This window comes from Mycobacterium gastri (assembly GCF_002102175.1).
Taxonomy (GTDB): Bacteria; Actinomycetota; Actinomycetes; order Mycobacteriales; family Mycobacteriaceae; genus Mycobacterium; species Mycobacterium gastri.
The window spans coordinates 38,264-61,681 of record NZ_LQOX01000055.1; the positions used below are offsets into that span (position 1 = coordinate 38,264).

The 23,418-nt window shown below is 64.7% G+C and carries 19 protein-coding genes, 1 pseudogene and 1 riboswitch; of the genes and pseudogenes, 10 read left to right on the forward strand and 10 right to left on the reverse strand.

Annotated features, from left to right (window positions below; genetic code table 11):
• Positions 1-149 precede the first annotated feature (149 nt).
• Positions 150-713: a carboxymuconolactone decarboxylase family protein gene (locus tag AWC07_RS03930; protein ID WP_139829531.1), complete on the forward strand. Its 564-nt coding sequence runs from the start codon at positions 150-152 to the stop codon at positions 711-713.
• Positions 714-730: 17 nt separating this feature from the next.
• Here the strand turns inward: AWC07_RS03930 and AWC07_RS03935 are convergent, their stop codons facing one another.
• Positions 731-1,165 carry a PaaI family thioesterase gene (locus tag AWC07_RS03935; protein ID WP_036414457.1) on the reverse strand — a complete coding sequence of 145 codons (435 nt, stop codon included), beginning with the start codon at positions 1,163-1,165 and terminating at the stop codon, positions 731-733.
• A 59-nt stretch (positions 1,166-1,224) separates the two neighbouring features.
• Between AWC07_RS03935 and AWC07_RS03940 the strand changes: the two genes are divergently transcribed.
• From AWC07_RS03940 to AWC07_RS03960, 5 genes are all read left to right on the forward strand, one after another.
• A complete protein-coding gene (locus AWC07_RS03940; protein WP_036414459.1) occupies positions 1,225-2,352 on the forward strand; it encodes an NAD(P)H-dependent flavin oxidoreductase in 1,128 nt (375 codons plus the stop codon).
• A complete protein-coding gene (locus AWC07_RS03945; protein WP_051508033.1) occupies positions 2,349-3,041 on the forward strand; it encodes a TetR/AcrR family transcriptional regulator in 693 nt (230 codons plus the stop codon). The genes AWC07_RS03940 and AWC07_RS03945 overlap by 4 nt, the downstream gene beginning before the upstream one ends.
• Positions 3,042-3,174: 133 nt before the next feature.
• A riboswitch (M-box (ykoK) riboswitch) is annotated at positions 3,175-3,344 on the forward strand.
• Positions 3,345-3,617: 273 nt separating this feature from the next.
• The gene (locus tag AWC07_RS03950) at positions 3,618-3,866 is read left to right on the forward strand and encodes an Rv1535 family protein (protein WP_036414461.1); all 249 of its coding nucleotides are present in this window, start codon (positions 3,618-3,620) and stop codon (positions 3,864-3,866) included.
• Between the two features lie 253 nt (positions 3,867-4,119).
• On the forward strand, positions 4,120-5,007 hold the full coding sequence (locus AWC07_RS03955; protein WP_036414463.1) for a glycosyltransferase family 2 protein: 888 nt from the start codon (positions 4,120-4,122) through the stop codon (positions 5,005-5,007).
• 207 nt (positions 5,008-5,214) lie between these two features.
• Positions 5,215-5,985: a glycosyltransferase family protein gene (locus tag AWC07_RS03960; protein WP_036414470.1), complete on the forward strand. Its 771-nt coding sequence runs from the start codon at positions 5,215-5,217 to the stop codon at positions 5,983-5,985.
• A gap of 31 nt (positions 5,986-6,016) precedes the next feature.
• Here AWC07_RS03960 and AWC07_RS03965 read toward each other — a convergent pair whose 3' ends face one another.
• The 5 genes from AWC07_RS03965 to AWC07_RS03985 all read right to left on the reverse strand — a co-directional run bounded on the left by AWC07_RS03965 (position 6,017) and on the right by AWC07_RS03985 (position 11,836).
• Positions 6,017-6,718 carry a class I SAM-dependent methyltransferase gene (locus AWC07_RS03965; RefSeq protein ID WP_051508034.1) on the reverse strand — a complete coding sequence of 234 codons (702 nt, stop codon included), beginning with the start codon at positions 6,716-6,718 and terminating at the stop codon, positions 6,017-6,019.
• A gap of 26 nt (positions 6,719-6,744) precedes the next feature.
• Positions 6,745-7,467, reverse strand: a complete 723-nt coding sequence (locus AWC07_RS03970; protein ID WP_036414465.1) for a GAP family protein — start codon at positions 7,465-7,467, stop codon at positions 6,745-6,747.
• Between the two features lie 146 nt (positions 7,468-7,613).
• A complete protein-coding gene (locus AWC07_RS03975; protein WP_036414467.1) occupies positions 7,614-8,882 on the reverse strand; it encodes a glycosyltransferase in 1,269 nt (422 codons plus the stop codon).
• 57 nt (positions 8,883-8,939) lie between these two features.
• Positions 8,940-10,277 carry a condensation domain-containing protein gene (locus AWC07_RS03980; RefSeq protein WP_425271216.1) on the reverse strand — a complete coding sequence of 446 codons (1,338 nt, stop codon included), beginning with the start codon at positions 10,275-10,277 and terminating at the stop codon, positions 8,940-8,942.
• 50 nt (positions 10,278-10,327) lie between these two features.
• Complete coding sequence (locus tag AWC07_RS03985; protein ID WP_036416433.1) at positions 10,328-11,836, reverse strand: condensation domain-containing protein; 1,509 nt, start codon at positions 11,834-11,836, stop codon at positions 10,328-10,330.
• 706 nt (positions 11,837-12,542) lie between these two features.
• On the opposite strand from AWC07_RS03985, the gene ileS reads away from it, so the two are divergent.
• A complete protein-coding gene (gene ileS, locus AWC07_RS03995) occupies positions 12,543-15,725 on the forward strand; it encodes an isoleucine--tRNA ligase (protein WP_036416435.1) in 3,183 nt (1,060 codons plus the stop codon).
• 42 nt (positions 15,726-15,767) lie between these two features.
• Here ileS and AWC07_RS04000 read toward each other — a convergent pair whose 3' ends face one another.
• Positions 15,768-18,056 (reverse strand): arylsulfatase, encoded by a 2,289-nt coding sequence (locus tag AWC07_RS04000; protein ID WP_085104964.1) that lies wholly within the window; start codon positions 18,054-18,056, stop codon positions 15,768-15,770.
• Positions 18,057-18,150: 94 nt separating this feature from the next.
• The gene (locus tag AWC07_RS04005; protein ID WP_036420155.1) at positions 18,151-18,723 is read right to left on the reverse strand and encodes a class I SAM-dependent methyltransferase; all 573 of its coding nucleotides are present in this window, start codon (positions 18,721-18,723) and stop codon (positions 18,151-18,153) included.
• A gap of 83 nt (positions 18,724-18,806) precedes the next feature.
• On the opposite strand from AWC07_RS04005, the gene AWC07_RS04010 reads away from it, so the two are divergent.
• A complete protein-coding gene (locus AWC07_RS04010; RefSeq protein WP_482805308.1) occupies positions 18,807-20,219 on the forward strand; it encodes a DNA polymerase IV in 1,413 nt (470 codons plus the stop codon).
• Here AWC07_RS04010 and AWC07_RS04015 read toward each other — a convergent pair.
• Positions 20,184-21,140 (reverse strand): asparaginase, encoded by a 957-nt coding sequence (locus AWC07_RS04015; protein ID WP_036420154.1) that lies wholly within the window; start codon positions 21,138-21,140, stop codon positions 20,184-20,186. The two genes, AWC07_RS04010 and AWC07_RS04015, sit on opposite strands and share 36 nt — an antisense overlap.
• A 37-nt stretch (positions 21,141-21,177) precedes the next feature.
• Here AWC07_RS04015 and lspA point away from each other — a divergent pair, with 37 nt between their 5' ends.
• Positions 21,178-21,813 (forward strand): signal peptidase II, encoded by a 636-nt coding sequence (lspA, locus tag AWC07_RS04020; RefSeq protein ID WP_036420158.1) that lies wholly within the window; start codon positions 21,178-21,180, stop codon positions 21,811-21,813.
• Positions 21,813-22,739, forward strand: a complete 927-nt coding sequence (locus tag AWC07_RS04025; RefSeq protein WP_036420153.1) for an RluA family pseudouridine synthase — start codon at positions 21,813-21,815, stop codon at positions 22,737-22,739. Before lspA ends, AWC07_RS04025 begins: the two co-directional genes overlap by 1 nt.
• Positions 22,740-23,084: 345 nt before the next feature.
• Here the strand turns inward: AWC07_RS04025 and AWC07_RS04030 are convergent.
• Positions 23,085-23,348 (reverse strand): annotated as a pseudogene (locus AWC07_RS04030) (group I truncated hemoglobin); the annotation flags it as partial.
• Between the last annotated feature and the right edge of the window lie 70 nt (positions 23,349-23,418).

The following is a 23,418-nucleotide window of genomic DNA, read 5'->3' on the forward strand; positions in this document are numbered from 1 at the left end:
GTGGTAACCCGTCGCGGTCGTTGCCGGTATCAGGGGCCGCCACGCCGTTGCGCGCGCCGCGGCAAGGTTGCGGAACTGCTGGCTACCATTGCCGGCGAACGCGATGGCATCCCTGAAGGACACGGAGTGCGCACACCATGACCCCACCCTTGAAGCCAGCCCGGGTACCCCAGTTGCCGGTCGACGAGGCCAAGGCGGCCGCCGATGAAGCCGGCGTGCCCGACTACATGGCCGAGCTCAGCATCTTTCAGGTGTTGCTGAACCACCCGCGACTCGCGCGCACCTTCAACGACTTGCTCGCCACCATGCTCTGGCACGGCGCCCTGGACCCGAGGCTACGCGAGTTGGCGATCATGCGGATCGGCTGGTTGACCGCATGCGACTACGAGTGGACCCAGCATTGGCGCGTCGCCTCCGGCCTGGGCGTGCCGGCCGAGGACCTGCTCGGGGTACGCGATTGGCAGAGCTACGACGGGTTCGGGCCGGCCGAGCGGGCCGTGCTGGCGGCCACCGACGACGTCGTGTGCGAGGGCGCGGTAAGTGCCGACAGCTGGGCTGCGTGCGAGCGCGAATTACACGGCGACACAACGGTTCTCATTGAACTCGTCACGGCCATCGGGGCGTGGCGGATGGTCGCTTCGATCCTGCACAGCCTCGACGTCCCGTTGGAGGACGGCGTGTCGAGCTGGCCGCCCGACGGGGTCTCGCCGTAGCCGCACCGTAGTCGAGATCAGACGATCCGATAGGTCTGTATCGCATGGGCGACGACGTTGCCGTCGGCGTCGGTGGCGGTGATCTCGGTGAAGGTGAGTTCCTTGCGGCGCCGGGTGGTGCGGGCATGGCACAACAGGTCGCTGCGCTTGGCGGCGCCGGTGTACTGGATGCTCAGCGCGACGGTTGCCGCTCGCATGCCCTTGTCGAAGTCGTGGTTGGACCAGGCGGCCGCCGCGCCGGCGGTATCGATCACCGATGCGATCACCCCGCCGTGAAAGTAGGTGCCGTCATTGGTGAGGTCGTCGCGGAAGGGCAGCCGAATCGTGACGTCGTCGGGTTCATAGCGTTCGAACACGATGCCAAGCCCGCCCATGAACGGCGTGCTGGTCATCAGGTCCCGCACCGCCTGGCGGCGCCGGTGTTGCTGTTCAGCGGTCAACGGCTCGGCCATGGCGGCTAGGCTACCGCATTCGATTGACATATCAATCAATAGCTCATAGCGTCGCAAAAATGCGGACCAGAGTCGCCGAAATGCTCGGTGTCGAGTTTCCAATCTGCGCCTTCAGCCATTGCCGCGATGTCGTTGCCGCGGTGACCAACGCCGGCGGGTTCGGGGTCCTCGGAGCCGTGGCGCACAGCCCCAAACGGCTGGACAGCGAGCTGACCTGGATCGAGGAGCAGACCGGCGGCAAGCCATATGGAGTCGACCTGCTGCTGCCGCCCAAGTACGTCGGCGCCGAGCAGGGTGGGATCGACCGGCAGCAGGTCGCCGAGCTGCTGCCCGCCGAGCATCGCGCATTCGTCGACGACTTGCTGGTCCGCTACGGCATCACCCAGCCCGCCGGGCAGCAACCCCGGACCACCGGGGGCGGGCTCAACATCTCGCCCAAGGGTTATGAGCCGCTGCTGGAGGTGGCTTTCGCCCACGACATCCGGTTGATCGCCAGCGCGCTGGGACCGCCGCCGGCTGACCTTGTCGAGCGGGCACACGACCACGACGTCGTGGTGGCGGCGCTGGCCGGTACCACGCAACACGCGCGCCGGCACGCCGCGGCGGGCGTCGATCTGATCGTCGCCCAGGGCACCGAGGCCGGCGGTCACACCGGCGAGGTAGCAACCATGGTGCTGGTCCCCGAGATAGTCGATGCCGTCGATCCCCTTCCGGTGTTGGCCGCTGGCGGGATCGCCCGCGGCCGCCAGATCGCTGCGGCCCTGGCCCTGGGCGCCGAGGGCGTGTGGTGCGGATCGGTCTGGCTGACCACCGAGGAAGCCGAGACACCACCGGTGGTCAAGGAGAAGTTCCTGGCCGCCAGCTCCACGGATACCGTGCGGTCCAGGTCGATGACCGGCAAACCGGCGCGGATGTTGCGCACCGCCTGGACCGACGAGTGGGCCCGGCCGGAAAATCCCGACCCCCTCGGAATGCCGCTGCAGAGCGCGTTGATCGGTGACGCGCAGCTGCGTATCAACCAAGCGGCCGGCCAGCCCGGCACCAGGGCGGCGGAGTTGGCGACCTACTTCGTCGGTCAAGTCGTCGGCTCGCTCAACCGGGTGCGGCCAACCCGCTCGGTGGTGCTCGAGATGGTCGAGGAATTCATCGACACCATCGGCCGGCTCGAGGGGCTGGTCGACAAGTGAGTACCACCCGGCGGCGCCGGGCAGTCAGTGACGCGGACAAGTCGCAACGGCGTGACCAGATCATGGCCGCGGCCAAGGGAGTCTTCGCCCGCAAGGGTTTTCACGCCACTACGATCGCGGACATCGCCAAACAGGCAGGCCTGGCGTACGGCTTGATCTACTGGTATTTCGAGTCCAAGGACGACCTGTTCCACTCGTTGATGGCGGCTGAAGAGGATGCGCTGCGCGCGCATCTGGCTCGAGCAATGGGCGCGGCCGGCGGGTCGGCCGACAGCGCCGGGGGAGAGGCGCTGTTTCGGGCCGGCGTCCAGGCCACGTTCGAGTTCTTCGAAGCCGACAAGGCCACCGTCAAGCTGTTGTTCCGGGACGCCCACGCGCTTGGCGACCGGTTCGAAAAGTACCTCGGCGGGATCTACGAACGGTTCATCGACGACCTCGAAACCGTCATCGTCGCTGCTCAAGAGCGCGGCGAAGTGATAGCGGCCCCGCCCCGGATGGTTGCCTACACGCTGGCCGCGCTGGTGGGCCAATTGGCACACCGGCGCCTGAGCACCGACGACGGGGTCACCGCGGCGCAGGTGGCCGAGTTCGTCGTGTCTCTGGTGCTGGACGGATTGCGCCCGCGCCGGGTGGCACCCGAAGCCCTTGCGCCCACCGATTCTTACGTGATTCACAGGCCCGGACTTTAACCGCATAAGGCCAGTTCAGAGGAGATAAACCTGCTGAATTGCTGTCAACGCCCCTAGTGAATACGTAAAGATTCGGACACGGGCGGCGGGGTCGTTTGACCGAACTCGCATCGGTGGTGCATCATCTGTCGGGTAAGCACCTCGTTAGGTGAGGCGGCTACACGAACACAGGCCACTGACCCCGAACGTCGAAAGACGCCCCGGGTCAGGACAGCTTCTCCCGGCTTAAGGGTTGAGCCCAGGTGGCTTCCGGATTACCGGACACGTCGTGTGGTGCCAAAGCTCTGACGAGAGGGGTGCGGATTCCGACGATCGTCGGCGTTTCGATACTCCGTTGTGCACGTAGAGCGTGCGGTTAGCCGCGCGTGCCGCGACCGCGAGGAGGTGAGGGACCCATGAGTTCCGGTGACAGTCCGGACCGATATCCGGGCTCTGTTTCGTCCCGATCCGATCGCCGGCGCGACGTACTGTGCTGAGTCGTCACACCTAGATCAGCCCTGCTGGATCGGAACCGCTACGGGACGGGACTACGTCTGAGTCAGTCCATAGCTTTGATTTCCCCTCTAGGAGCCGATCATGACTGCTGTTCTGTACGACGAAGTAGTAACCGCAACCCCCGCTCCCCGGCTGCGCGTGGTGCGCGAGGGTGCCCCGATCGAGACACCCGCGCCCGCGAAGGTGAAGGTGGCGCGTCAAGTAGCCAACCCGCCGTTCGGCGCCGCTGGAGACCCCCTCGTCGACGGGGCCGCCCGCATGCTGACCATTCCCATTCGGCACTTCTACGCCGCGCTGTGGCGGATCGGTGTGCTCGAAGTCCGGGCCTAGTCCGGTGGATGGCGAGGATTCGACCCGCCGCATGCGTCGGCGGGTGTCCGGCTGACGGCTCCGAAGGGCGGCCCGGTTGCAGAAAGTGGTTCTGCGACTCGGCCACCCTTCGGGGCCGTCTCCGTGCAGGAAGCGCGCTGCCGTCGGTGATAGCGGCGCACCGGACCGGGGTACTACTGTTGTTGGGGTGTTGTTGAGGTGTTGTTGAGGTGTTGCTGAAGCCACGACTTCGCCTAGAGGGGCCGTATTGCCCATGACCAAAGACCGCTATTTGCTGCACCCGGAACTCATTGGTTTGATTCCATTCGGCGGTTCGCTCACCACCAGGCTACTGAATAAGCGAATTGATGAAGCCCTCACCGACGATCCGGCTAAAGATCCGAACCTCAGCGTGGTCGTGCGTGTATTCAATGAGGCGGCCAAATTGGAGAAACTCTTAGAAGATATCGATAATCAGCAATTCAGTAGCGAAATCGAGGTCGTGGTCGTCGACAACGGCTCAAGCGACCGGAGCCCCGAGGTGGCGAAGCATTACGGCGCGGAGTTGGTGCGACTGGCCCAACGCGACTTTACGTATCCGAAGTCGCTGAACCTGGGTGTTCAGGCCGCGAGCCACGCCGTGGTGTTCGTAACGGTGGCCCACGTCCGGCTGAGCAGCCGTCATAACCTGCATGCCGGCGCCCGGCACTTCAGCAAGAACACGGATGTGGCCGGTGCGTATGGCGTGGTGCTACCGAACGAGGGCGCATCATTCGTGGAGCGCTGGGGTGCGCTGACGGGAATGAATCAGTGGTTGGCACGCCCGGCGCGACCGGCGAGGCGTACCGGGCCGGGGCTGCTGAGCGCGACCGGCGCGATGATCTCCAAGTCGGTGTGGCAGGAATTGGGCGGTTTCGATGATCGCTATCAGGCCGGTGGTGAGGATACGGCTCTGGGAAAGTCGATGCTGAAAAGCGGCTACCACATTATTCAAGAGCCGGCCTTGACGGTTCATCACTCGCACGGGCTGGGACTGAAGGACTCGGTCAAACAAGGCATACACCAGCTGCAAATTCTCGGAGAACCCAAGGAATTCGACAAGAAGAAACTGTTGGCGCGCAGACCGGATCTGCGAGCCGGTGAGCCGGTCTCGGACTCCTAGCCCACCATTTGTTGTGAGTATTGCTTTTCTTGCATTTGCTGGGAGTCAAATATAGCGGTCCCGCTGGGCTCGTGAGCCGCCGTCTGCCGACGCAAGTTGGCGTCGGCGGAGCGGCGCCGGCGCCGCTGCCCCTGAGCATTCGACGGCGTTGTTTGCGGAGTGCCCTTCCCGACGCCGACGGCGGTGTACCGTCACCTCATGTCCGAAATGTCCGTACTGATTACGGTCCCGGTCTTCGGTCAGCACGAGTACACGCATGACCTCGTCAGCGACTTGGACCGCGAAGGCGCCGACTATCTGATCGTCGACAACCGGGGCGACTATCCCAGGGTCAGCAACGAACGTGTCATCACTCCCGGTGAGAACCTCGGTTGGGCCGGGGGCAGCGACCTCGGATTCCGGATCGCGTTCTCCGAGGGCTATTCCCATGCGATGACACTCAACAACGACACCCGCATCTCCAAGGGATTCGTCGAAGCCCTGCTCGACCCGCGGCTACCCGCTGATGCCGGAATCGTTGGGCCGATGTTTGACCGCGGCTTCCCCTGCGCAGAAGACGACGAGAAGCCCGACGCCGCGGATTATGTTCCCCGACCGCGATATCGGTCCGTCAACGTCGTTGAGGGAACGGCGCTGACGCTGTCCCGGGAATGCTGGAAAGATGTCGGCGGAATGGATCTGCGCACGTTTGGTCGCTACGGGTGGGGAGTCGACTTCGATCTCGAACTACGTGCCCGGAAAGCCGGATACGGCTTGTACACAACAGAGATGGCCTACATCAATCACTTCGGACGCAGGACTGCCAACACCCATTTCGGCAGTTGGCGATATTTGCTGGGCGCGAACCTGACCATGGAGCTGGCGATGCGCAAAACCCACGGCCGCACCTGGCGCAAGCAATTCCCACCCGGGACATTGTCACGACCGCTGTGGGGCAAACCGGCGACGGCGTACACGACGCACCCGCTAGGGGACTGACCGAGCCGGTTCCGAAGCGGTGCGACGCGCTTCACGAAGGTTGGCGGGCACCCGCTTTGAACGCGCTCAGTAGCCGCGGCCTCGGCGCGGCCGGCGACCCGACGCAGACATAGTGGAGATATCGGCCGTCGGCGAAGAATCCCAGACTGGCGACGGCGATCGCCACGCCAAGCGGGCCGGGCCAAGCGTTGATTCCCTCGATCCGTTGTATCCGCAAGCCCGCTTTCTTGAACATTCGCACAATGCTTCTGCGGGTGAAGAAGCGTATATAGGTGCGGTCGAAAGTGCCAAAGTCCTCTTGCGGGAAGTCTTTCCGGAACAGCACCTGGCCCAGCGCGGGAAGAAAGCGGAAGTTCGGAACCGCGGCGACGACGACGCCATCGGGCTTGAGCTTGATCCGCAGCTTCCGTAGCGCCGGACCCGGTTCCACCAGCCGTTCCAATACGTCGACGCAGATCACCGCGTCGAAGTAGCCGTCGGGTAGTTCGGCGATCTGGCGCTCCAGGTCTCCGGTCAGGACGCGATCGATGACGGCGCTGGCCTGCCGGGTGGTTTGCTCATCGGACACGATGCCCCAGAGTTCCGCGCCGGTTCGGACTTTGACCGCGACGCCGAACGACCCATCCGCGCAGCCGAGATCAAGGACCCGTCGTGCGCCGGTGGGTATGAGCCGCACCGTCTCTGCCGCTGCTTGGCGGTAATACCGCGCGAGGCGGCCGGGTTCTTGTGTCATCGGCTCAACCGCCCCGCGTGCTGCCTTCAGTTCATGCCGCTTGTCAGCAGGGCAACCCCGGCCGCGGCGAAGGCAACGGAGAGGATCTGCCGCCGATGCGTCCGTAGCCAGTTGCGCAGCCGCAACATGGTGGCTTCGGTTTTGTCAGGGTTGACCAGATGGCTGACGAGCGGGATCTCGACGATCGCGAGCATCACGAGAAGGTAGGCGACGGTCGCGCTGAGCTGAGTGCCGAGCGCCGCACCCGAAGCGCCGATAGCGGTGAGCACCACCAGGTACTCCACCGGCGGTGGTCCCGCCGAACTCAGGCCGGCCACAAACGCTACCCAGGGAAACCCGCCCTCGAGTGCACCCTGGGCGTTTGCCATCAGCCGCGCGAATCGGGAGGGCTGCTCCTGCACCAGCACAGCCGAGGATTCGCCGGTCGACACCAGCGCGGGTGGACGCACCGAGACGCCGGCGGCGACCAGCGCGGCTACCACTAATGCCACGACACCAAGCGCGACCTGAATGTGGCCGACAGTCGAACTTGCCGCCAGTGACGTCACAGATTCGGCGAGGGCATGCGCGAAGTCGCGCAGCAGAAGTAAAACGCCCAGTGCGACGGCTGCGCCCGTCGCCATTCCGCCGAACCAGAAAGCGAGCAGGTTGACCATTGGCCGCGGCTTCGAGATCAAGAAGAGGGCAACGCCCAGACGCACCGGCTCAGTCGCTGTGATCAGCCCGAGGATCAGCACTGTGGTCCACATCTGCCCCCTCCCTCCCGTTCGCCGTCTTTCAGCTGACCGGCACTGCGTCAACGCATAGGAAGCGGTGGTGACCGCCCGGAGCTCTGTCGTTGAAAAAGCGTTTCGCGGTCATGTCGTCCTGTTCGAGTGGGCAGTGGCGCCCGGAGTCAGCTGCGAAACCGAGGGCTGGGCCGAGTCCGAGTCACCTCATTTTCCAAAAGATCGGCTGCCCGCGTGGCGCTTTCGCCAGGTTTGGTCATCTGATTTGCGACCTCGCGCGCCCGGTTGACGTAGTCGGGAGCCAGAATTGCCCGGAGGTCGCTGATCAGCGTCTCCTTCGTGGTGGCCGCGAGCCGGCGTCCAGAGCCGATCCTGAGCCGTTTGATCTGGGCTAACCAAATCGGTTGTTCTATCCAGATCCAGAGGATCAGGGTGGGAATGCCGGCTCGCATGCCGGCGGCGGTCGTTCCGGCGCCACCGTGGTGTACGACCGCGCGGCAGACCGGAAATACGGCGCCGTGGCTTACCCCGGGCACCAATTTGACGTGCTCCGCGCACACGACCTCGCTGACGTCATTCTGGCCCGTGCAGATCAACGCGCGTTCGCCCAATTCCGCACAGGCGGCGCCAATCATGGCGATGGTGCCGGCGGGCGAATCCACTGGCATACTGCCGAAGCCGAAGTAGATCGGCGGCGTACCGGCGGCAATCCACGACAACACCTCGTCGTCGTAGTCCGTTGGCAGTTCCAGGGTCAGGGCTCCGACGAACGGCCGCCTGTCAGCCCACTGGGCCCACTCGGTAACCAGACCGGGAAAGCACAGCTCGTCATAGGCCTGGATCTCGAGTGCCCTGCTGCTCAGAATGCGCGACGACGAGGACGCGGTTGCCTTCGGCAGTCCCAGCTCTCGCCGCTGCGCGTCTTCTGGGTTCTTCGTGATGCGCCACTGCACCCACCACAGCGCCGAAACCAGCGAGCGATTCAACCGCGCCGGCAAGACCGGCACGAGCTGGCCATTGACCCGCGCGGGCATGAAATGCATCGTCGCCAGCCGAATGTCGTAATACTCCGCGATATTGGCGGCAATGCCCTGGTGGATCATGCCGGTCAACACCAGGTCCATGCCGTCGGCCAACGATCTCAGCGTCGCCGCCATATCGGCCCAGGCCTGACGCAGGTCCGCGATACCCTCGCGCACCAACTTGATAGACGTCTGCGGCTTCCAAAATTCGTGCAAATTGTCTTCGTCGTCCAGCAGCGCCTGAGTGTCCGGCCCGTAGCTGACCGCATCCAGTCCGGCCGCTTCGGCCAAACCGATTAGGTTGGGCGGCACCGCGAGGCGAACCTCGTGTCCCCGGCGCAGCAGCTCCCGCCCGAGAGCCGTGCAGGGCTCGACATCGCCGCGGGTGCCGTTGATCGCCAGTGCGAACTTCATCAGCGTCCCCTACCTTTGCTTCCCGCCCCCGGGCGACCTCAGTCGTGTGACTGCGAGCTATCCGAATACCTCAGCGGTTAGCCGATAATCTGCAAGCGTCTGTTCTATCAATGTGCGCAGCTGCCGGTTCGAATTCTCCGCGCCAAGTTGATAGGAGGATACGCTGATAAAAACTTTTCCATTCAGACATCCGGAGAAAAGGTAAAGCTGGCCGCTTTCCCGCTCGATGTTCTGCTTGGTCGCACCTTGATTGAACAGACGTGCCGAGAAATAGTTGGCATCGGTACCGTCGATACGGTTCAAGTCTTGACTGAGGTTGCTGACATTCGAACAGCAAACCGGCAAATCCGAACTACCTAGGGCCAGTGCTGCCATGTTCCTGGCCAGCCACCTAGGCGTGTAAGGAATCAGCGGCAGCGGCTTGAGCAGCTCGTTTGGGGTGTCATGGAGTGCGGCCAGGCTCTGTTTTATCTCGTTGCGGATGAGTTGCAAATCCGTTGTCACGCGGTCCGGGTCGACCCGGAAGATAATGGCCGTGAGCGCATTCGCTCGTAGATCATCTGCGGTGCGTTCATTGACCGGCATTGTTATGGTGACAGCCCCATCAGCCGGGCTCAGCCGTCCCATGCGCTGCGCGAGCCTGGTCGCAAAAGCAACGAATAGCGAATTACTGGACCCGCCGAGTTCGAGTACCCGAGCATCCCACGAAGCCAGATCGCAGGAAAAAGTGACAGCAGGTAAGACAATTGGCTGGCCACCGCGGCTCGACGTAGCCGGCGGCGTGCTTGTTCGTGTCTTCGCACTCGAGTCGCGTTTGAGGACGAGCATGATGCAGGCGATCAGTGCCCGAAAAACCTCGGGCAATCCGCGAACGGCGTCCCACGCGTCGACAAGCAGTGCTCGTCCACGAGTGCGCGATCGTGGGGGCGGATAGCCGAAATCTCGGGTGATGCCGTTGACGGCCTCGTGGACAGCGAGATGCAGCGCGACGCCATCCACCACTGAGTGCGACGTGATCAGGGTTACCGCCGTCCCACCGTCGTGGAGCGGGAGGACCCCCAGATGCCAGCAAGGCCCGTATTCGGGGTCGACCGGAATCTGCGCACGCTCATCCAGCCAGCCCATGATTTCAGCGCGAGATCGCGGTGACGGAGCGACGTCGATTTCCGGTGCATCGTGGTATGCGACCCAGCGGGGACGACCAAACGGTAACGGGGAACGCTCGATTCGGCGCCCGAGCCATCCACGCCCGAGGTTGCGGTTGAACCGGCGCAATCCTTGCATGTCAACCGGGCGATCGTAGATCCAGGTAACTTGGCCGATGGTTTCAACACCGGTTGCGCGCAACCGAAGAAAAGCCGCGTGGTCGAGAAAGGCGATCCTGTTGTCCGTCATGGCCGAAGAACGCGCCAATTCGAAACTCCTTGAAAAACCTGGATTCCGGCCTAGCCGGTTCGCCATGTGGTCAAGGGGGGGACCGCCGTCGCGGGTTCGTAAGCGCGCCGACTATAGGCAAGGTGCAGCTGACTGCCGTTGTGGCGCCGGGCCGGCATTACCTCGCGTCCCTCGGCTACGCGAACATAGGCGGCCTTCAATGTCTCCGCGTAGCGGGTGACCGATTCGCGGGCGACCGGGTTGTTCGGGAACAACACCGTTAACTGGGTCTCTTTCTCGAACCGGTTAACCCGGACGTCGATCTGCCCCATCATCCCGCCGTCGTGGCAGAGCCGGGCGTGCAAGCCTTCCACGTGGCAGTTCGCCAGAGCCGACAGCGGCGGAATGCCGGCGTCGAGGTAGAAGAGCAACGGTGCTCCCCATTGGCCTTTCCGCAGCCACGGAACCAGTTCCAGCACGCGGTCCAATGGCACTTCGGCCAATTCCCGGCCGGAATCAAAGCATTCCTGAGCCGCCTTGACGATTTCACCAAACGACGATCCGGTGGCGGGGACGGTGACCGGCACGAAGCCGGTGAACCAACCCGTCGTCATGAAATCCGTCTGGGTGCGGCGAATGTCGATGGGAACGATGGCGTGATACTCGTCGGTTCCGGTCAATTCGTGTTCGGCCACTGCCGACATAGCGAGTACGCCGCCGCAGAACCGGGCTCCCGCCGACAAGCACGCGGATTCGAACGCGAGTGTCTGCCGTTCGTCCAACAGCCGGACGCCCATCATCTCGCACGGCGCAGATGTGTCCCCCAGTGGCAGTGGGAATTTGGGAAGGGACCCGTCGTTGCTCTCGAAGAATTCGGCCCATGCGCGGATAACCGGGGAGTCCAAGGTGAGCCCGGCCAGGTGCTCCTGCTGGCGGGTGCAGTAGTCGTGATAGCTGCCCGTCTCCGCCAGCCGCAACGGCGCTCCGCCCCCGACCAGTGCCATGTACATCAGGTGGATCTCGGCGAACGCGACGCCGACGAACATGGCGTCGCAGTGAAGATGGTCAATGGCCACACAGAAGGTGAAATGGTCTGCCCGCTGAATGATCGAAAAGCGGAAGCAATCCCACTCCAGCGGGCTCGGGGTGGCCAACAGGTGGTCTCGCCATTGGCTTTGCGTTGTCAGCTCACCGTGCTGCGTCGCGACGAACTGAATGTCGTTGGCTTTGTTGATGGTTCGCCGCACGTAGCGATCGCCCTCGGTGTGCTCGAACCAGCTTCGGTAGGTGTCGTGGCGACGCAGGTGCGCATTGATGACGTGCGTCATGGTGCGGATGTCGCATCGACCGGGAATATCCCAGGCGGAAATCAGCAATCGCGACATCTCCAGGCCGCGGCTGGCGTAGGACCGGAAGTTACGCAGGTGATGGGCTTGCATATAACTGGGCGGTACCGTGCTGATCGGTGCTTGCTTCGCCTTGGCCAGTGACGGCGGCGACGGTTGCCACGACACCAGCGTGCCCGGCTCGGGGGCCCAATCGCGGATCGTCCCGGCCTCTACCTTCCCTACTCTGACCATTCTTCCTCCCAGTCGCCCAGCAGGTTGCGATGCACCGGAGAGCCAAGGGTGGTCCTCAGAACCTGGCACGGTGATGACATTCGTAGGGACCCCGGTGAACCGGGTTCGAGGGCTTGGCCGTAGCGATTTCGGCTTGCGCCACCAGTGCCGGTCCACCGCACGTCACGGGACACGTTGGACGGGTCGGTACCCCTAGCCGGCCAACGGACTGCGCTCGTGACGGCACTGGGTAGGCCGGGTATCGTGGTGTTCACATGCCCCCTCATTGATTTGTCGTGCCTCCCCGAAGGCACGACCATACTGCCGTCGGTGTGGGTTGCCCCATGCCCGACGCTGTGACGACCGTTCATCCGGGTATTTAGGTTTATAGCGTTGGTGAGCTGAGCCTAGTTGATGATTGGCGCTTAAATTTCGGTTTTCGCTGCATTGGGTTTAAACCCGTGGTTGAGGGGCCGCAGTTTGTTGGCTGGGCGGGGCTCCCACGTCTGCTGCCGGGTAGGATCGGCCGCAACGGCGTTGATCCGGCCATCACCGGTGAGCCTTCGGAAGAACAGCGCAAAAGCCCAGTAGAACCGAACGGGCGGGCCCGTCACAGCCTGCAACGAGCGGCCGTGCGTTGGCGCGGCAAGCGGGGTGGTACCGCGGTGTTCGCGCTCCCGGCGCGTCGTCGTCCCCGTGTCTTGTGACAATTGACACAGGAGACGGCATGACCGACAGGGCCTACCCGCGCAGCGAACTGGCTGCCGACCAACGCGGTGGCTCGCCGGACTTCCCCGCGCTGGAAGAACAGGTCCTTGACTATTGGACCCGCGACGACACCTTCCGCGCCAGCATCGCCCGCCGCGACGGCGCCCCGGAGTACGTGTTCTATGACGGACCTCCGTTCGCCAACGGCCTGCCGCACTACGGGCATCTATTGACCGGCTATGTCAAGGACATCGTGCCGCGGTACCGAACGATGCGCGGTTCTAAGGTGGAGCGCCGCTTCGGTTGGGACACCCACGGATTGCCCGCCGAACTCGAGGTCGAGCGCCAGCTGGGCATCACCGACAAATCGCAGATCGACGCCATGGGGATCGCCGCGTTCAACGATGCCTGCCGGGCTTCGGTATTGCGCTACACCGACGAGTGGCAGGCATATGTGACCCGGCAGGCTCGCTGGGTCGATTTCGACAACGACTACAAGACGCTCGATCTGTCGTATATGGAATCGGTGATCTGGGCGTTCAAACAGCTCTGGGATAAGGGCCTGGCGTACGAGGGCTACCGGGTGCTGCCCTATTGCTGGCGCGACGAAACCCCGCTGTCCAATCACGAACTGCGGATGGACGACGACGTCTACCAGAGCCGTCAGGACCCCGCGATCACGGTGGGATTCAAAGTGCCGGGTGGCCAACCACTTGAAGAGTTGGCCGGCGCATTCCTGCTGGTGTGGACCACGACACCGTGGACGCTGCCGTCGAACCTGGCCGTCGCCGTCCATCCTGACGTGACGTATGTGCAGGTCAGGGCCGGTGATCGGTGCTTCGTGCTGGCCGAGGCACGGGTGCCTGCCTACGCTCGAGAGCTCGGAGAAGAGCCCGAGGTTCTCGCCACCTATCGCGGCGCCGACCTGCTGGGCCTGCACTACTTACCGCCGTTTACGTACTTTATGGACTCTCCCAATGCCTTTCGCATACTGTCGGGTGAATTTGTGACCACTGAAGAGGGCACCGGCATCGTTCATATGGCCCCGGCGTATGGCGAAGACGACATGGCGGTCGCGGAGGCGGCCGGCATCGCGCCGGTGACTCCGGTCGACGCCAAGGGCCGCTTCGACGCCGCCGTTGCCGATTACCAGGGGCAGCATGTGTTCGACGCCAACGCGCAGATCATCGGCGACCTGAAGGCACACAGCGGTCCGGCGGCGGCGAACGGCGCGGTGTTGATCCGCCACGAATCCTACGAACACCCTTACCCACATTGCTGGCGCTGCCGTAACCCGTTGATCTACCGCGCGGTGTCGTCCTGGTTCGTCACGGTGACGGAATTCCGGGACCGCATGGTTGAACTCAACCAGCAGATCACCTGGTATCCCGAACACGTCAAAGACGGCCAGTTCGGAAAGTGGCTGCAGGGTGCCCGCGATTGGTCCATCTCACGAAATCGCTACTGGGGCACCCCGATTCCGGTGTGGAAGTCGGATAATCCTGCGTACCCGAGAATCGATGTGTACGGCAGCTTGGACGAGCTGGAGCGCGATTTCGGGGTGCGGCCGGACAATTTGCACCGGCCCTACATCGACGAGCTCACCCGGCCCAATCCCGACGATCCCACCGGGAAAAGCAGGATGCGGCGCATCCCAGACGTGCTGGACGTGTGGTTCGACTCGGGCTCGATGCCCTACGCCCAGGTGCACTACCCATTCGAAAACCGTGGCTGGTTCGACGGAGTCGATTGCGCCGACCCCGACAAGAGGGTCGATGCCCATTACCCCGGGGACTTCATCGTCGAGTACATCGGACAGACCCGTGGCTGGTTTTACACCCTGCACGTGCTGGCGACCGCGCTGTTCGACCGGCCCGCGTTCAAAACGTGTGTGGCGCACGGGATCGTACTGGGCTCCGACGGTCAGAAAATGAGCAAGTCGCTGCGCAACTATCCCGACGTCAACGAGGTGTTCCACCGGGACGGCTCCGACGCGATGCGCTGGTTTCTGATGGCGTCGCCGATCCTGCGCGGCGGCAACCTGATTGTCACCGAACAGGGGATCCGGGACAGCGTACGGCAGGTCTTGCGGCCGTTGTGGAATGCCTACAGCTTCTTGGCCCTGTATGCGCCGAAAGTGGGTTCCTGGCGTACCGATTCACGCCATGTACTGGATCGCTACATCCTGGCCAAGCTGGCGGTGCTGCGCGAAGACCTCACCCGGTCGATGGAGGTATGCGACATCTCCGGGGCCTGCGAGCAGCTGCGGCAGTTCACCGAAGCGCTGACGAATTGGTATGTGCGCCGGTCGCGGTTGCGCTTCTGGGAAGAAGACGATGATGCCATCGACACCTTGCACACGGTGCTGGAAGTCACCGCCAGACTGGCTGCGCCGTTGCTTCCGTTGATTACCGAGGTGATCTGGCGCGCCGTGACCGGTGAGCGCTCGGTTCATCTGACGGACTGGCCGCGGGCCGATGCGGTGCCCGCAGACGCCGACTTGGTGGCGGCGATGGATCAGGTCCGCGAAGTGTGCTCGGCCGCGTCGTCGTTGCGCAAGGCCAAGAAGCTGCGGGTGCGCCTGCCGCTGCCGAAACTGACCGTGGCAGTGGCTGATCCGGAACGATTGAAGCCATTCATCGAGCTGATCGCCGACGAGCTCAACGTCAAACAGGTCGAACTCACCGACGCCATCGACACCTACGGGCGGTTCGAGCTGACCGTCAACGCCCGGGTGGCCGGGCCGCGACTGGGCAAGGACGTGCAAGCGGCGATCAAAGCGGTCAAGGCAGGCGAGGGCGTCGTCAATCCCGACGGCACGTTGACGGCAGGGCCCGCGGTGCTGCAACCGGAGGAATACAGCTCACGGCTGGTGGCCGCCGACCCCGACTCCACCGCGGCACTGCCCGACGGCGCCGGGCTGGTGGTGCTCGACGGCACGGTGACCCCGGAATTGGAGGCCGAGGGCTGGGCCAAAGACCGCATCCGGGAACTGCAAGAGCTGCGCAAGTCGACCGGGCTGGACGTGTCCGACCGGATCAGCGTGGTGATATCGGTGCCCGCTGAGCGGCAAGCCTGGGCGCACACTCACCGCGACCTTATTTCCGGCGAAATCCTGGCCACCAGTTTCGAATTCGGCGACCCGGCTGACGGCGTCGACATCGGCGACGGGGTGCGAGTCGCGATCGCCAAGGCCGGCTAGCGGCAGGTGCCCCACGGCGGGGGACAGTCGGCCGGCGGCATTTCACCGCAGCTGGATCGTCACCTCCTTGATGGTGGCGTTGAACGGGAAGGTGCCCTCATAGGTGTCAGCGGCCGGGGTGCCGCCGTCGAGCCCGATGTCCAGTCCTTCGTCGGCGCTGAACCCCAGCGGAACGGTCCGCTCGATACGTGATTCAGCTGCCTGGCACCCGTCCACCAGCAGTCTCGCGACACCACCTTTGCCCAGACCTCGACCTACATAGTCGAATTCGACCGCGACGGTCGAGTTGCCCGCGGGCAGGGGCGTTGCTGCGGCGATGGTCGTGTATTTCGATCCGAAATAGTTGTACGTGAACTTGGCCAGTCCATTCTGGACGTAGAGAGCCAGACCGGCGAAGTAGCCGCCGGCGGCCAACAGAACCCCCTCGACCGTTTCTCCACCGGGAGTGTCTATCTCGGCGGTAATCGAGTAGGACCGATTGAAGGCGGACCGAATGATGTCCTCGGGCATGCGGATTGATCCTTGGCCGAACGAAATCGAGGTTCGCTGGCCCAGAACCGTCGGCCGCGCACCGATCGCCCGCGCGGGGCCGCGGTCGTCGAGCGGAAAGACATGGTTTTTCTCGGCTTCAGCGTCGAATAGTGCCTTCAACTCCGCAAGCCGATCGGGGTGCTGGGCGGAAAGGTCAACGGCTTGACTGTAGTCCCGCGACAGGTCGTAGAGTTCCCAGCGGTCATCGGAGAAGGCGGGCATGGTCGAACCAGGTTGCCACTGGATCTTGCCGTGATAGGTGCAGGCCATCCAGTCATCGTGATAGATCCCACGGATGCCTTTTATCTCGAAATACTGGGTGCGGCGCCGGTCCGGGGCGGCCGCGTCGTCAAATGTATACGCCAGGCTGATGCCGTCGTAGGGCTGCTGCGCCACGCCGTTGACCGTCGTGGGCGCCGGAATTCCGGCGGCTTGCAAGATGGTTGGGGCGATGTCGATGACGTGGTGAAATTGCGAACGCAGCCCGCCGCCGTCGTTGATCCGTTGTGGCCAGGTCACGATCATCGGATTGCGGGTGCCACCGAAATGACTGGCGAACTGCTTGGTGAACTGGAACGGGGTGCACATCGCCCAGGCGAAGCCGACCGGATACTCGTTGCTGGCTTTCGGGCCGCCGAATTCGTCGATCTTCGACAAGACGATCTCGGGGTCTTCTTGGAGGCCGTTCAACGTCACCATTTCGTTGAAGACACCGGTGATCCCGCCGGCGGCAGCTGCGCCGTTGTCACCGATGATGTAGACGAACATCGTGTTGTCCCAGACACTCATGTCCTTGAGCGCGGTGACTATCCGACCGATCTCGTGATCGGTGTGGGCAAGGAATCCGGCGTAGACCTCCATAAGCCGCGACGCGATTCGCTGCTGCTCTTCTGACATCGTGTCCCAGGCGGGTATCGATTCGTGGCGTGGGGTCAACGCGGCATCTGCCGGGATCACGCCCAGTTCCTGCTGCCGGGAATAGATTTCCTGACGCAGCTTGTCCCAGCCGGCGGCGAATCGGCCACGAAACGGTTCGCTCCATTCTGGGGCCACGTGGTGCGGCGCGTGGGTGGCGCCGGGCGCCCAGTAGACGAAAAACGGTCGGTCGGGCGACATGGCCTGCTGCCGATGTACCCATTCGATCATCCGATCCGCGAGATCCGTCGTAAGGTGGTAGTTCTCAACGTCTTCGGGCCGTTCGACCGGCGTCGTGCCGTGATACAAGCCCGGGTTGTATTGGTGGGCTTCGCCGCCCATGAATCCGTAGAACTCTTCAAAACCCATCCCGGTCGGCCACCGATCGAACGGGCCGGCCGGACTTACCTCCCATACCGGGGTGTTGTGCCATTTGCCGAAGGCTGCTGTGCTGTAGCCGTTTTGGCGGAGCGTCTCGGCAATGGTAGCGGCAGATTTGGGGATGATGCTGTTGTAGCCGTCGTACCCGGTGGCCCATTCGGTGATGTTGCCGGTGTTGACCGCGTGATGGTTCCTGCCGGTCATCAGGGCGGCGCGAGTGGGAGAGCACAAGGCGGTCGTGTGAAACCGGTTGTACCTCAGCCCTTCCCGCGCCAACGCATCGCCGGTTGGGGTCGGCACCGGGCCACCGAACGTCGCGGTGGCGCCGAAGCCGACATCGTCGAGCAGGACGATCACCACATTCGGCGCGTTCTGTGGTGGGCGGATGGGAGTGATCGTCGGCATTGTCGACTCCGACACGGTACGTCCGGCTTTCCCGCCGGTCGGTGTGTCCGGCAACGGTAGCCGGGTCCGATCGGGGATGCTGGTCGCGTCGTGCGTCACGGCTCTCCTCAACTTCGGTTGGGATTGGCTGATGCTGTGCGGACACGGTAGCGACAAGGGCTGCCGACTCGATCTGGGGCGTTGGTCACTGGCGTCAAGCCGCGGGTTTGATCGCCCGCCAGCGTTGCCTGCGGGCGCGAACCTCAACATCGACATCGCGAAAACCCGCTGTGCGCAAGCGATCCGGCAAGGTCGCCGGTGGGATCGGGTTGCAGGTATCGCGCAGGTGCAACAAGTTGAACACCAGCGACGGCACGCCGTCGCTGCCGGCGAAGACGCCGCCCGGGCGCAGCACCCGGAAGGCTTCGGCGAACAGCCGGTTTTGCAGGTTAACGGTCGGCACGTGGTGCAGCATGGTGAACGACACCACGGAGCTGAACTCGTCGGCGGGCAGTCTGGTGGCGGTGCCGTCGCCGATGATGATGCGCGCCCGGTCTCCGTACAGTTCCTGCAGCCGCTGCGCCAGCGGGGCATCGATCTCGACAGCAGTCAGGTTCGGCGTCTTGTCGACCAGGACCCGAAGAAATGCGCCGTATCCTGGTCCGATCTCGAGGGTGTTGTCGCCCAGGTCCACATCGGCGAGCACCCATGGCAAGACCTGGCTTTCGACTTCCCTGGCCCAGCGGTCGGAGTTACAGCACAACCGGTGAACCAGATTCATCGCCATACCGACTGACGTTAGACGACGGACGCTTCGGACGCTTCAGACGGTTTCGGCGGTTCCGGCAGCCGCGAATAGCATTGCCCGTTGTGGAGTCCCGTTGGGTGCTGCACCTGGACATGGACGCGTTCTTTGCCTCGGTCGAACAACTCACCCGTCCTACGCTCCGGGGCCGGCCCGTATTGGTGGGTGGCCTCGGCGGGCGCGGTGTGGTCGCCGGCGCCAGCTACGAGGCGAGAGTTTTCGGCGCCCGCTCGGCCATGCCGATGCACCAGGCCCGCCGGCTGATCGGCGTCACGGCGGTGGTGTTGCCGCCGCGCGGTGTGGTGTACGGAGTGGCCAGCCGCCGGGTGTTCGACACCGTGCGCAGCCTGGTTCCCGTCGTCGAGCAGCTGTCTTTCGACGAGGCCTTCGGGGAACCGCCCCAACTCGCCGCGGCCGCGGCCGAGGACGTCGAGACGTTCTGTGAAGCCTTGCGGCGAAGGGTGCGCGAGGAGACCGGACTGGTTGCCTCGGTCGGGGCGGGCTCGGGCAAGCAGATCGCCAAGATCGCTTCCGGTTTGGCCAAGCCCGACGGCATTCGAGTGGTCCGCCGGGAGGAAGAACTGCGGCTGCTGCACGGCTTGCCGGTGCGGCGATTGTGGGGAATCGGCCCGGTTGCCGAGGATAAGCTGCATCGACTCGGCGTCGAGACCGTAGGGCAGCTGGCCGCATTGACCGACGTCGAGGTGGCCAACATCCTCGGCGCGACCGTCGGGCCCGCACTGCACCGGCTGGCCCGCGGTATCGACGACCGGCCCGTTGCCGAGCGAGCCGAAGCCAAACAGATCAGCGCCGAGTCCACTTTCGCCGCCGACCTGACCACCTTCGAGCAGCTGCGTGAGGCGATCGACCCGATCGCCGAACACGCGTATCAACGCCTGCTGCGCGACGGCCGCGGAGCTCGTACCGTCACCGTGAAGCTGAAGAAGGCGGACATGAGCACGCTGACCCGTTCGGCGACCATGCCCTACCCGACCACCGAGGCGGGGGCGCTGATCGCGGTGGCCCGGCGGCTGCTGCTGGACCCCGTTGAGATCGGGCCGATTCGCCTTCTCGGCGTTGGTTTTTCGGGGCTCAGCGAGGTGCAGCAGGAGTCGCTGTTCCCCGCCTTGGACCTGTCACCGGATACGGCCGAGGAAGCCGAGCACGACTTCCCGACATTACGGGCCGCGCAATTCAGCGGACCGGACAGCGCCGGATGGCGCATCGGCGACGACGTTGCCCACCCGGAATTCGGACATGGGTGGGTGCAGGGGGCCGGCCACGGCGTGGTCACCGTCCGGTTCGAGACCCGTGGCTCGGGTCCGGGCCCGGCGCGGACCTTTCCCATCGACACCGGCGACCTCGCCGTCGCCAACCCGGTCGACAGCCTGGACTGGCCGGACTATGTCGGCCGACTGCGGGTCGACGAGCCGACCGGCGTCTCAGCCCCAGCGGTCGATGACCTCGGCGACCGGTAGCCCGGCCGCCAGCGCGGCCATCAACAACACCCGGGCCTGCGACGGTGGCAGCCGTGGCACCATCACCGCGCCGGCGTCCACCAGATCGTGCCCGGGACCATAGCCGGCGCCCACCCGGGCGCCGGGGACCCGGGTTGAGACCGCGACCACCACCCCGTCGCCGCAGTGCCGGCGCACCGCGTCGATCACCGCCGACCCGGCATTTCCCGAACCCAGTGCCTCCAGCACGATGGCGCGGGCGCCGGCGGCCACATACGCGTCCAGCGCGACGGCGTCACTTCCCGGATACACCGCGACGATATCGACCCGCGGCGCCTCGGCGGCGCGCAGCTCGCCGAGGCACGGGCGTGCTTTGCGGCGGGAGATTGTCACCGTGCCGGCGACGGCTCCGAGCAGTTCGCCGGCGAACCCGCTCAGGTCGTCGGTGGCCACCTTGCGCAGGCCCAGCGGTTGCAGGACCCGGCCTGCGAAACACACCAGCACGCCATGGTCGCGGACTGTCGCGTCGGCTGCCAGCGTCAGCGCGTCGCGCAGATTGACCGGACCGTCCGCGTCGGCGGCGTCGGCGCTGCGCATGGCGCCGGTGATGACCACCGGGGTGTCGCCGGAGTAGGTGAGGTCCAGCCAGAGCGCGGTTTCTTCCAGGGTGTCGGTGCCGTGCGTGATAACAACACCGACTGCACCGCCATCGGCGGCGGCTTGGACCGCGGCGCGGATGCGATCCCAATCGGCCGGGGTCAACAGCGAACTGTCGAGTGCCATCAGGTCCACGACATCGATGTCGAGGTCTGAACCGGCCGTCGCGGTCAGTTCCGCCCCGCTGCGCGACGGACGGCGCACTCCGTCGGCGCCGGTGCTGGTGGCGATCGTCCCTCCGGTGGTGATGACGGTGAGGCGGCCCATGCTGGGATCATCCCGCATGTGGGCGCTGTCACTGGACTAGGGGATGATGGTGTCCGTGCCTGACGAACCAACAGGATCGGCCGATCCGCCGACTACGGCGGGGGATACCGGGGAATCTGAGGCTTCCGCGCCGCCGCCTCCGAGGCGGCTGCGCTTGCTGCTGTCGGTCGCGGCGATCGTGCTGGCCCTGGACATCGTCACCAAGGTGCTGGCCGTCAAGCTGCTGCCGCCTGGCCAGCCGGTTTCGATTGTCGGGGACACGGTGACGTGGACGTTGGTGCGCAATTCCGGAGCCGCGTTCTCCATGGCGACCGGCTACACCTGGGTCTTGACGCTGATCGCGACGGGCGTCGTGGTGGGCATCTTCTGGATGGGACGACGGCTGGTGTCACCCTGGTGGGCGCTGGGGCTGGGGATGATTCTGGGCGGCGCGATGGGCAATCTGGTTGATCGCTTCTTCCGGGCCCCGGGGCCGCTTCGGGGACATGTCGTCGACTTCTTGTCGGTCGGCTGGTGGCCGGTGTTCAATGTCGCCGACCCGTCGGTGGTCGGTGGCGCGATCCTGCTGGTGGTCCTGTCGATCCTGGGCTTCGATTTCGACTCGGTAGGCCGGCGCAGACTCGAACGTGCCGCGCCGAGTCGGCGCAAGGCCGACGGGGACACCGGCCGGCGCAAGGCCGATCAGCACTGATGACCGACCGCTCGATGCCTGTCCCGGAGGGATTGGCGGGCCTGCGCGTCGATGCCGGTCTGGCCCGTCTGCTCGGGCTTTCCCGCAGCGCCGTGGCGGCCATCGCCGAGGGCGGCGGCGTGCACCTGGACGGTGTGCCGGCGGGCAAGTCCGACCGCCTGACGTCGGGCGCATGGCTGCAGGTTCGGCTGCCCGAGGCGCCGCCACCGCTGGAAAACACACCCGTTGACATCGAAGGCATGACGATTCTGTATTCCGACGACGACATCGTCGCCGTCGACAAACCAGCCGCTGTCGCCGCACACGCATCTGTGGGCTGGACGGGTCCGACCGTGCTCGGCGGTCTTACTGCGGCGGGTTACCGCATCACCACATCCGGTGTGCACGAGCGGCAGGGCATCGTGCATCGCCTCGACGTCGGCACCTCCGGGGTGATGGTGGTGGCGCTGTCGGAACGGGCGTACACCGTGCTGAAGCGGGCGTTCAAGCACCGCACCGTCGAGAAGCGCTATCACGCTCTGGTGCAGGGACACCCCGATCCTTCCAGCGGGACGATCGACGCGCCGATCGGCCGCCGCCGCGGTCCCGAATGGAAGTTCGCGGTCACCACGAACGGCCGCCACAGCGTGACCCACTACGACACCATCGAGGCCTATGTCGCCGCCAGCCTGCTCGACGTCGAGCTGGAGACCGGACGCACTCACCAGATACGGGTGCATTTCGCCGCGCTGCGCCATCCGTGCTGTGGCGACCTGGTGTACGGAGCCGACCCCAAGCTGGCGAAAAGGCTTGGCCTGGAACGGCAATGGTTGCACGCCCGGTCGCTGGCCTTCGCCCACCCGGCCGATGGCCGGCGGGTGGAGATCGTCAGCCCCTACCCGCCGGATCTTCAGCACGCGCTGGATGTGTTACGAGCCGAGGGGTGAACCGGCCCGGTTCGCACGCGTGTCGATCTGATGGCGCGTCAATCGTCATACCGGTGACACCATCGAGTCGGAAAGAAACATCGTCATGCAGTACTGCCTCTACTCATGCACTATCAGGAGGGCGGCGAGATCGGGCTGAGCGAGGAAGACGTGGCCCCCGCGCGGGCGGCGTTTGCCAAGTATGCCGAGGACGGTTGGGTCCTCACCGTGGCCCGTAACCGGCTGCGCGAACCGGTGGAAATCACACGGTTACCGGTTGACCGGTGCGCTCGACGAAACTGATTCTGCCGCAGCCGAATCCATCGATGACCTGGCGGCGATCCCGGATCGCCGCCGCGAGCTGATGTCGTCCGACGCGACATCGGCGGCCAGCGGTGAGATCGTTTTCAGGATTTCGGTGATCGTCTCAGCGGGGACGCCGGCCGCGGCCAGCGCGTCGCCCAAGTGCCCGGCCACCAGGGTGAAGTGGTGCATGGTGATGCCACGGCCCTGATGCACCTGCTTCATGGGCGCACCGGTATATGGCTCCGGCCCGCCCAGCGCCGCGGCGATTGCTGTGGAACGCCGATGCCGGCCTGCGGGTCGGCCAGGCGCATGGCGGACTCGCATGCCGACAGGTTGGTCCCGCTCATTGACCGATGCCCTAGGTTTGCTTCATGACCAGTGCCACATCCACCAC